Origin of the sequence: Mongoliibacter sp. (assembly GCF_007692705.1) — a bacterium.
Taxonomy (GTDB): Bacteria; Bacteroidota; Bacteroidia; order Cytophagales; family Cyclobacteriaceae; genus Mongoliibacter.
On sequence record NZ_REBN01000278.1, the window covers coordinates 1 to 9,538 of the forward strand.

The 9,538-nt window shown below is 39.9% G+C and carries 6 protein-coding genes; all 6 read left to right on the plus strand.

Features of this window, described 5'->3' with window-relative positions; all coding sequences use genetic code 11:
- Positions 1 to 305 precede the first annotated feature (305 nt).
- Positions 306 to 782 carry a hypothetical protein gene (locus tag EA341_RS18835; RefSeq protein ID WP_293016724.1) on the plus strand — a complete coding sequence of 159 codons (477 nt, stop codon included), beginning with the start codon at positions 306 to 308 and terminating at the stop codon, positions 780 to 782.
- Positions 783 to 1,562: 780 nt separating this feature from the next.
- Positions 1,563 to 4,769 carry a SusC/RagA family TonB-linked outer membrane protein gene (locus EA341_RS18840; RefSeq protein WP_293016725.1) on the plus strand — a complete coding sequence of 1,069 codons (3,207 nt, stop codon included), beginning with the start codon at positions 1,563 to 1,565 and terminating at the stop codon, positions 4,767 to 4,769.
- Positions 4,770 to 4,787: 18 nt separating this feature from the next.
- A complete protein-coding gene (locus EA341_RS18845) occupies positions 4,788 to 6,434 on the plus strand; it encodes a SusD/RagB family nutrient-binding outer membrane lipoprotein (RefSeq protein ID WP_367127878.1) in 1,647 nt (548 codons plus the stop codon).
- A 25-nt stretch (positions 6,435 to 6,459) separates the two neighbouring features.
- Positions 6,460 to 7,443, plus strand: coding sequence for a hypothetical protein (locus EA341_RS18850; RefSeq protein ID WP_293016727.1), 984 nt, complete (start codon positions 6,460 to 6,462; stop codon positions 7,441 to 7,443).
- Positions 7,444 to 7,899: 456 nt separating this feature from the next.
- Positions 7,900 to 8,682, plus strand: coding sequence for an alpha/beta hydrolase (locus EA341_RS18855; protein WP_293016728.1), 783 nt, complete (start codon positions 7,900 to 7,902; stop codon positions 8,680 to 8,682).
- Positions 8,683 to 8,711: 29 nt separating this feature from the next.
- A partial coding sequence (locus EA341_RS18860) for an efflux RND transporter periplasmic adaptor subunit (protein WP_293016729.1) occupies positions 8,712 to 9,538 on the plus strand: 827 nt, incomplete at its 3' end.

The following is a 9,538-nucleotide window of genomic DNA, read 5'->3' on the forward strand; positions in this document are numbered from 1 at the left end:
CATGGGTCAGCCCTTTGGGCTTTATCATTGGGGAGTAGAAACTCGCGATTCAGTTTTTTGAGATCTTGATGGTTGAGTGAGAAGGCCTGGCAGGTCCTGTTTCAGTTTAGAAAGTTGATTTTTTATAAAGATCGGCCTTTCAGGCCTCATTGAGCAATGGATGTTTGCTATCCCAGACTTCCGCAAGCTCCAGTATGGGTTGTTTTAGGATAGCTCTTCAGGCTTAGCATTGCAAATTCACCCATTTCCCTTAATTTGGCATGATTTTGAAAGCCTAATCCTCATTCTTATAAATAAACTAAACTATGAAAAAATTACTCTTTTTATCTGCAATTCTCTTTTGCATGGCTATGAGCAATCAATCATTTGCCCAATACACTACTGGAATAGGCCTCAGGGCAGGTGTTTCCAATGGACTTACTGTCAAACATTTTATCTCACAGGATGCTGCTTTGGAGGGGATTCTCCATTCCAGGTGGGGAGGCTTTGTCATTACCGGACTCTATGAAGTTCATAAGGATATTTCTGACGTAAAGGGTCTGATGTGGTTTTTTGGTGGAGGTGCTCACGTAGGCACTTGGAATGCAAGAAGAAGCAACAGACCTTGGGGTGATAATAGGGCCGCTACCACTGTAGTAGGACTCGATGGAATCATCGGATTGGATTATGTATTCGACAATGCACCTATCAACCTGTCTTTGGACTGGAAACCTGTAATTAACTTTGGTGATGCGGGATTTTGGGGTGATGAAGTAGCACTTTCTATACGCTTTACTTTTTAATAAACGGAATAAAAAAGGGATTTAGGTCATGTTTGCGAAACATGACCTTTTCTTTTTGTAAAAAGTACAATATTCAAATCATACAATATTCAAAAACAGAATATTATTTTGAATTGTTTTGCAGCCAAATTATATTTGTAAAGCATGACAGAAGAGTTGGATTACCCCTGTAATCCAGATTTTCGCTTTTTTTAAAGCTAAATTCACCAAAACATACCCTATTTCAAAAATAGGATAGAATTTTTCATCTTATATCCAACAAAACAAAACCAATTTTTAAGGTATTTAATTTTTTTTTCAGCTCAATTGAAACAAATTCTCATTGTTTTGCTGTAACCTGGCTAAAAATTACCGTTTATACAAAAAAAATAAATTTAATTACGGAATACATAAATTTTGAATTCAAAAAATCATTTTTTTTAAAAAAACAGTAATTATTTATTTGTTTAACGTCTTTCCATGGTTCATGTGAAACAGAATAAAATTTTGTATTGATCTTTTAATACCCCCATTTTATAAAGATTTGGATTAGCTTATGGCCAATTGCCAAATAATCACTTCTAAGAACCGTTCAGACGGTTTTTGCACCATTAGAATGAGTATTTTGGTAAAAATATAACTATGTATAGATCAAGTTTTGATATATATGTAAATCGAATGTTAAAATTGGTTAATAGACTAATATTCTATAGATATTTAGAGCGCTTCATGAATCTTGCGTCAATTTTGAAAAGTGCAATAAATAATTTTTCTTTACGCATCAACTAAACTAAATACCTTATGAGAAAAGCTTTACTCTTTGTTATTGCGCTTTTCACCATGGCACTCACGTTAGAGGTGTCGGCGCAGCAACGGGTAATTACCGGAACGGTAATTTCCGATGAAGACGGACTGGGTCTACCAGGCGCATCCGTTCTCGTAAAGGGTACTACAGTAGGAACTACCACCGATTTGGATGGTAATTATTCTATTAGTGTACCTGACGGATCAAACGTTCTGATTTTCTCTTTTGTGGGATTGAAATCCCAGGAAGAGGCAATCGGCAACAGATCCGTAATCAATTTGACCCTCACTACTGATGCGTCGCAACTTTCTGAAGTTGTTGTAACGGCGATCGGTATTGAGAAAGACAAGAAAGCCTTGGGCTATGCAGTATCAACTGTGGGCGAAGAACTTATCCAAAACAGACCTGAAGCTGACGTTTCAAGGGTATTGCAAGGAAAAGTTGCTGGTGTCAACATTACTGCTACCAACGGTCTTTCAGGTTCTGGTACCAACATCATCATCAGGGGTTATTCCTCTGCAACTGGTTCCAATCAGCCTCTTTTCGTAGTAGATGGTGTTCCTTTCAGTTCTGGAACAAATGCTGCTGGCGGATTTACACAAGGTGGTGCTACAACCTCCTCCCGTTTCTTGGATATTGATCCTAACAACATTGAAAATGTTTCGGTGTTGAAAGGTCTTTCTGCTACCGTATTATATGGTGACCAGGGTAGAAACGGTGTGGTATTGATCACAACTAAATCCGGTGCCAGCAAAAGAAGACAAGCTGAGGTTACTATCAACCAGTCAGTTTTTGGAAACCAAGCAGCTTCCTTGCCTACTTTCGGACAGATTTATGGTAATGGTTTTCAGCAAACTAGAGGTTTGTTCTTCTCTAATTTTGGAGGTAGAATGGACGAGGGTGTAACTACTCCACATCCGATTGCAGTAGGTAATCAAAGAGATGCGTTTCCAGAGTTTTTCGAAGCTGATGGAACCACCCCGATTAGGTATGATTACAGAGCCTATGAAGACGTTGCTTCGGCATTCTTTAGAACAGGTGTTGTTTCCAATACTTCCATTCAAGTAGCAGGTGCATCTGAAAAGACTTCTTATTCTGCATCTTTTGGATATACGGATGATGAAGGTTTTACGCCAGGTAACAACCTAAACAAATACAACTTCGGTTTGGGTATCAAATCTTCTGTGACTGACAAATTAACAGTAAATACTTCATTTACTTTTGCTATCACAGACTTGGCTTCACCTCCGGTTAACGCTGCGTTTGGTTCAGGTGCATCAGGTGGTGTTCCATCTATGTTCGCCAACACCTTATATGTACCAAGAAGTATAGACGTTGCCAATTTCCCATTCCAAAACCCAGTTACACAGGGTAGTGTGATGCACAGATCAAATAATGATCAGGTAAACCCTTTCTGGATGGCTAATTTCATGAGTGATGTGTCTACTGTGAATCGTTTCTTCAATTCTACTTCTTTGAACTATGATATTGATGATAACTTCTCAGTAACCTATAGAATTGGATTAGATACTTATTCTGAAGTTAGACAAGCGAGATACAATAAAGGTGGCGGTGGAGGTGTAAGTACCTTGGTTGACACCGGTTATTTCAGGTCATTGAATGTGAACAACACCATTTGGAACCAGGATTTGATCATCAATTGGAGAAAAGATCTTTCAGAAAAGGTTTCCATGTCAGCATTGATCGGTGGTAACTCAAGATATGACAATTATGAGCAGGATGGCATAGTGTCTACTGGCCAATTGGCTTTTGATCTATTCAGACATTCTAATTTCTTGCAAGCTTCTTCTAGAGATCCTATATCCGGAAGGGTTTTGAACTTCACGGAAGAAGAAAGAAGAATGGGGGTTTATGCCAACATTACTTTGGATTATGACAATTATCTTTTCTTGAACTTGTCTGCGAGAAATGACTGGACTTCTACAGTAGAACCAGAAAACAGAAGAATCCTTTATCCAGGTGCTTCAGTTTCTTTCCTTCCTACAGATGCCTTCAACTGGAATTCATCTACAGTGAATGATTTGAAGTTGAGATTCGGTTATGGTACTTCTGCAGGTTTTCCAAGTCCTTACTCTACAAGAAATGTTTTGGTACAGAATGCAAGGGCATTCCAAAATACAGCAGGTACTTTGTTCCAGACTCAAGCTTTGAGCAATCAATTGGGTAATGCCAATTTGAAGCCAGAATTACATGAAGAGTTCGAATTTGGAGTTGAGGCAGGTATGTTCAACAATAAATTGAGATTTGATCTTTCCTTGTATCAGAAAAATACAAGGGATTTGATCACTTTTGCACCAATTGATCCTTCTACAGGATTTACCAATACAGCAATCAACATCGGTAGAATCAGAAACAGAGGTATTGAATTTCAAGCCACTGCCAACCCTGTAACTACTGCTTCTGGTTTCAACTGGGAGTCTATTCTAAACTTTACGCTTTACAGAACAGTAACCATGGAGTTGGGTGAAGGTTTGGATGAGATTGTTGTGGCTGGTTTTACCGACTTGGGTAACTTCGCCATTCCAGGCAGACCATTCAACATCATCAAAGGCTCTGGCTTTGCAAGAGATGAGCAAACCGGGCAGCCAATTGTATTGCCGAATGGTGATTACCAAACTGCTGCTGAACCAATTGAATTGGGCGATCCTAACCCAGCTTGGACTGGATCTTGGATCAACACGTTCAGATACAAAGGTTTCTTTGCCAATGTAATGATGGAATACAGACACAGAGGGGTTATATTCTCCAATACTGTAACTGCAACCCTTGCAAGGGGTGTAACCAAAGATCCAGTAATAGACAGAGAGTACACTTTCATTCTTCCAGGTGTGAAGCAAGACGGTACTCCTAATGATATCCAGGTAACTGCTTCCAACTACTTCTTCAACCAATACCATACTGGTGCTGATGAATCCAATATATTCGATGGATCTACAGTAAGGTTGAGAGAGCTTTCTTTTGGATACGACTTACCAACTTCTTTGCTTTCAAGAACACCTTTCAAAAGGGCTTCTGTAGCATTGAGTGGTACTAACCTTTGGTTCTTAGCCTTGAACTTCCCACCTAATATGAACTTTGACCCGGATGTATTGGGTCTAGGTGTAGGTAACGGTTTGGGCTTTGACTTTGTAACAGGTCCTAGCTCCAGAAGATTTGGTGGTACAGTAACCCTTACTTTCTAATCCCCAAAAATGAAGATTATGAAAAAAATATATAGCTTACTTATCGCACTAAGTTTGGTGTTGGTAAGTTCATGCGACCTGGATCTGCAACAGGATCCGAACAACGTAGCTCCTGAAACAGCCAGTTTAAATTTGGTATTGAATAGAATTCAGATTGACTTCGCCACCTTCTTTAATCAGACAGGTGACACGGGTATGCGTTTGACAAGAATGTTAAACCAGGGATCTAATATTTATGAGCAGACTCACGCTCCTGTTACTCAAAATGCTAGATGGACGAATGCGTATGCAAATATTCTGAATAACATAAAATTCCTTGTCCCTTTGGCCGAAGAAGCGAACTTCAGGAGACATGCAGGTATGGCAAGAGTTATGCAAGCATACACACTGATGACATTGGTTGATCAATTTGATGATGTTCCATGGTCTGAAGCTTTGGATCCTGGGACTACATTAAGTCCAAACTTGGATGAAGGGTCCGCAGTATATGCAGTGGCATTGGCTACTTTGCAGGCGGCTAGAGAAGATTTTGCTGCCTCTTCAATTGGTACTCCGCAAGACTTGTTTTACAACGGAACTTGGGCTAACTGGGTAAGGTTGATCAATGCTTTGGAATTGAAATATCATTTGAATAGAAAATTGGTAGATCCTTCAGGTTCTGCTGCTGCGATTAATGCTTTGATTGCTGCAAACAATTTTATTCAGCCTGGTCAGGAATTTGTATTCCGTTTCGGAACTAACCTTACTGACCCTGATTCCCGTCACCCTAGATTTGCGTCTCAATATCAGCCTGGTGGTGGTGGAGACTACCAGTCTACTTGGTTTATGTGGAGAATGACTGAAGAAAAATCTGTACCAGACCCAAGAGCTAGGTTCTATTTCTACAGACAAGTAATTGTTAACCCAACAGATGCTGATCAACTAAGATGTTTGGGAGAGATTGCTCCTGGTCATTATTTGGCTGGTGGTTGGCCATTCTGTCTTCCAGGAACCAGGGGTTACTGGGGTAGAGATCACTTGAACGCAGAAGGTATTCCGCCTGATGGTGAAGGTAGAACAGCTTGGGGTGTTTATCCTGCTGGTGGTAGATTTGACAACAATGCAGGCGCTGCAGTAAGTCCAACTGCTGGAGCAGGTGGTCAAGGAGTTCATCCAATCATGTTGCCTTCTTTTGTTGATTTCATGATAGCTGAGGCCATTCAAACTATGGATGGTGTGTCTGGAGATGCAAAAGCATATCTTGATGCCGGTATACAAAAATCCATGAATTATGTCAGAGCACAATCTGTAGCTACTACTCAAGCTGGGGTGATTAATACTTTCCAACCACTTGCTGATTATAATGAGCAAGTTGAAGACTACCTTGAAGTAGTAGACAGAGAGTGGAGTCAGGCTAATGCTGATGACAGAATGGATATTATTGGTAGAGAATATTGGTTGGCTTTGTTCGGTAACGGTAATGAATCTTATAACCTTTACAGAAGAACAGGAAAGCCAGGTAATATGCAGCCAGGATTGTTGGAGAACTTTGGGACTTTCCCAAGATCTATGTTCTATCCGAACAACCATGTGGTAACCAACAATAACGCCAGACAGAAATCAGAATCAAGAACTGAGCGTGTATTTTGGGATACCAATCCTGAAGGAAACAGTTGGGTATATTAATCTCTAAATGGTAGAAATTATGAATATGAAAAAAATAAGTTTAGGGATATTTGTAGTGCTCTTGGCATTTGTTTCCTCTTGTAGGGACTTCATTGAGCCAAATGTTCCTTACTCAGAATTTGATACGGCGCTTTATTTGCGTACGATAAGATCAGCTGAATCGAATAGTTTGACTTTCAACTTCTTTGATTTGCAAAGTTCAAGGTTCAATGTAACCTTAGAAGCTGTAGATGCTGAAGAAGGAACTACAGTTGAGTCCATAGAAGTTCGTGTGAGACATAGAAGATTGATCCCAGGTGTAGGACTAGAGTTTACTCCAGCTCCATCTGGTGGTCAAAGACAGGAAGTTACTGTCGCAACCATTTCCGGTTCTGATTTTACCCAGAGTCCTGACAACAGATTTAAAAGGGTGGTAGCTGACATACCTGCTTCCGCCATGATTCAGGCTCTTGGTCTAACCGCTGATGAGATTGAAGGTGGGGATGTCTTTGAAGTGAGACTATATGCCACAGATAGGTTTGGAAGGGTTTTCGGACCGGATAACAGATCTTCTGATGTTGCCGGTGGTGTATTCTATGATTCTCCTTTCTTGTACAATATCGACGTGATCTGCCCGCTAGCTGCAGGTTATGGTCTTGGTGAATACCAGTTGGAGCAGACAGGAGGTCCTAGTGATCCATTCTTCGGTAATCCTACAAGATTCGTAGAGGAAGTGGTTACTTTAACTGAAGGTTCAACCAGTATTGCAAGAACATTTACTGTAAATTATCTTGGTGGCTTTACCACAAGACCTTTCAGTATAATATTCTCTTGCGGTGTTGTTCTTAAACCTGAAGAAGCTGCTGGTGCCGGTTGCGGTGGTCCTGGAATCCTTTGGGAATCTGATAACGACAACCTTGCAACGTATAATTTGGATGATGACAGTGTCATTCAGGTATTCTTTGTAGATGATACTGAATCAAGCTGCGGCATCACAGATCCGATTGAATTTACCCTGACGAAGCTATAAGCTATAAATCGGGTTATAAATATAAAGCCAGTTCCTTTTGGGACTGGCTTTTTTTGTCTACGGATATGGGTGGTTTTTTTGTTGCCACCGTTCGTGTCTTTACGAACGGCCTCTCGATTGTAGTCGACTGAACCTAGGCATCACTCAAAAGTTATGTTAATTGGATTGAGCTGGTACTACTGGGAAGATGTCCAAGGTAGGTTCCAATTGCCTTTACTTGGAAAATTAATACACTCGAATTCAGTTTTTTTCGAGTTTCCAGCTTCTATCAATATGTATTTTTCACATATTGATTTTCAAAAAGCTTGCTTAGATTGTCCAAAAATTCACCGCTAAAAATCAACTACTGCCATCTATGTTTATTTCTTTTCGATGAAGAACGAAAGGTCTTAGCTTTCGGTTGAATAACTATCTATGTCCCTATCAAGTTATATGCTCAGCACAAATAAAAAAGGCATGTTGTATTATAAAACATACAAGCATTCTACGAGTGAGGACTGGGTAGTTTTTATTCATGGAGCAGGAGGCTCATCTTCAATCTGGTACAAACAGATTAGGGAATTTAAAGAAGATTTTAACCTACTGCTTATTGACTTACGCGGGCATGGTAAGTCCGCACAATCCATAAAGAATATATGGAAAGATGAGTATACCTTTTCGGTAGTCACCAAAGACATCATTGAGGTTCTTGATCATCTTAAGATTCCTCCGGCTCATTTTATGGGCGTATCTCTGGGCACAATTTTGATCAGGCAATTGGCAGAAATGGAACCTGATAGGGTGAAGTCTATGGTGATGGCAGGTGCTATCACAAGACTGAATTTTACCTCCAGGGTACTCGTTCTGTTGGGAAACACCTTTAAAAGTGTGGTTCCATACATGTGGCTATATAGCTTATTTGCTTGGATCATCATGCCAAGAAGACACCATTCGGAGTCCAGAAACTTATTTATCAGGGAGGCAAAGAGGCTTTGTCAAAAAGAATTCATCAAATGGTTTAAATTAACCAAAGATATCAACCCTCTTCTTAAGTATTTTAAAGAGAGAGAGTTGGGGATTCCTACGCTATACGTGATGGGAGAAGAAGACATCATGTTTTTGGAACCCGTCAAAAAAATTGTAGCAGAACATAAACTTTCTATCCTTAAAATTGTCAAAGAATGTGGTCATGTTGTAAACGTAGAGCAACCTGATGCATTTAACCGGCTTTCATTAGATTTTCTTAGAAACCAAAATTAGTCATATTAAATTCTTTGTATCACCATAGAATGAAAAATCAAACCAAAATTATTCTTACAGTTGTGATAGTTGCGGTAGTCGCGATTATTTTTATTTATCCAAGGAAAGATCAAATTTTTGGAGGAGGAAATTCTGGATCCTCACCACAAGCAGCTGGCGGACCTGGCGCTAATCAGACCCTTCCCGTAAATGTTGTGGAATTAAGACCAGAAAGATTGGAAAACAACCTCAGCGTGACTGGTACAGTTCTTCCTAACGAAACGGTGAATCTCAGGACTGAAATCTCAGGCTTGGTTACTAAAATAGCATTTAAAGAAGGAGAGTTTGTCAAAAAAGGTACACCATTGGTTTACCTCAATGATGATGAGCTTAGAGCTCAATTTCAGAGATTAGAGTATTCCAAAAAGCTTTTTGAAAGTCAGGAGAATAGACAAAAGCAATTATTAGAGAAAGAAGCTATTTCACAGGAAGAGTATGATATCGTGCTCAATCAGTTCAATACGAATCTTTCTGATATGAATTTGATCGAAGCCCAATTGAACAAAACAGTCGTGAGAGCACCATTTGATGGAATTCTTGGATTAAGGCTGGTTTCTGAGGGAAGTGTGATCAGTACGACAGACGTGATTGCGAGTATTGTGAATATTGATCCTATTAAAATCGAGTTTTCTATTCCTGAGCGATATGCGGGTATGGTAGAATTGGGTTCGAAGATCTTTTTTTCAAGAGAGTCAGGTACTCAGGAAGTTGAGGGAACGGTATATGCATTCGAACCTACAATTGATTCCGGTACCAGAACACTTAGGCTAAGGGCTACAAGTCCTAACCGTGAGAGGAAGTTTCTTCCTGGGATGTT

What these genes read in the sequence shown, in the direction of transcription:
- EA341_RS18845 (WP_367127878.1), top strand. Translation starts at nt 4,788, where the DNA reads ATGAAAAAAATATATAGCTTACTTATCGCACTAAGTTTGGTGTTGGTA.
- EA341_RS18840 (WP_293016725.1), top strand. Translation starts at nt 1,563, where the DNA reads ATGAGAAAAGCTTTACTCTTTGTTATTGCGCTTTTCACCATGGCACTC.
- EA341_RS18850 (WP_293016727.1), top strand. Translation starts at nt 6,460, where the DNA reads ATGAAAAAAATAAGTTTAGGGATATTTGTAGTGCTCTTGGCATTTGTT.
- EA341_RS18835 (WP_293016724.1), top strand. Translation starts at nt 306, where the DNA reads ATGAAAAAATTACTCTTTTTATCTGCAATTCTCTTTTGCATGGCTATG.
- EA341_RS18855 (WP_293016728.1), top strand. Translation starts at nt 7,900, where the DNA reads ATGTTGTATTATAAAACATACAAGCATTCTACGAGTGAGGACTGGGTA.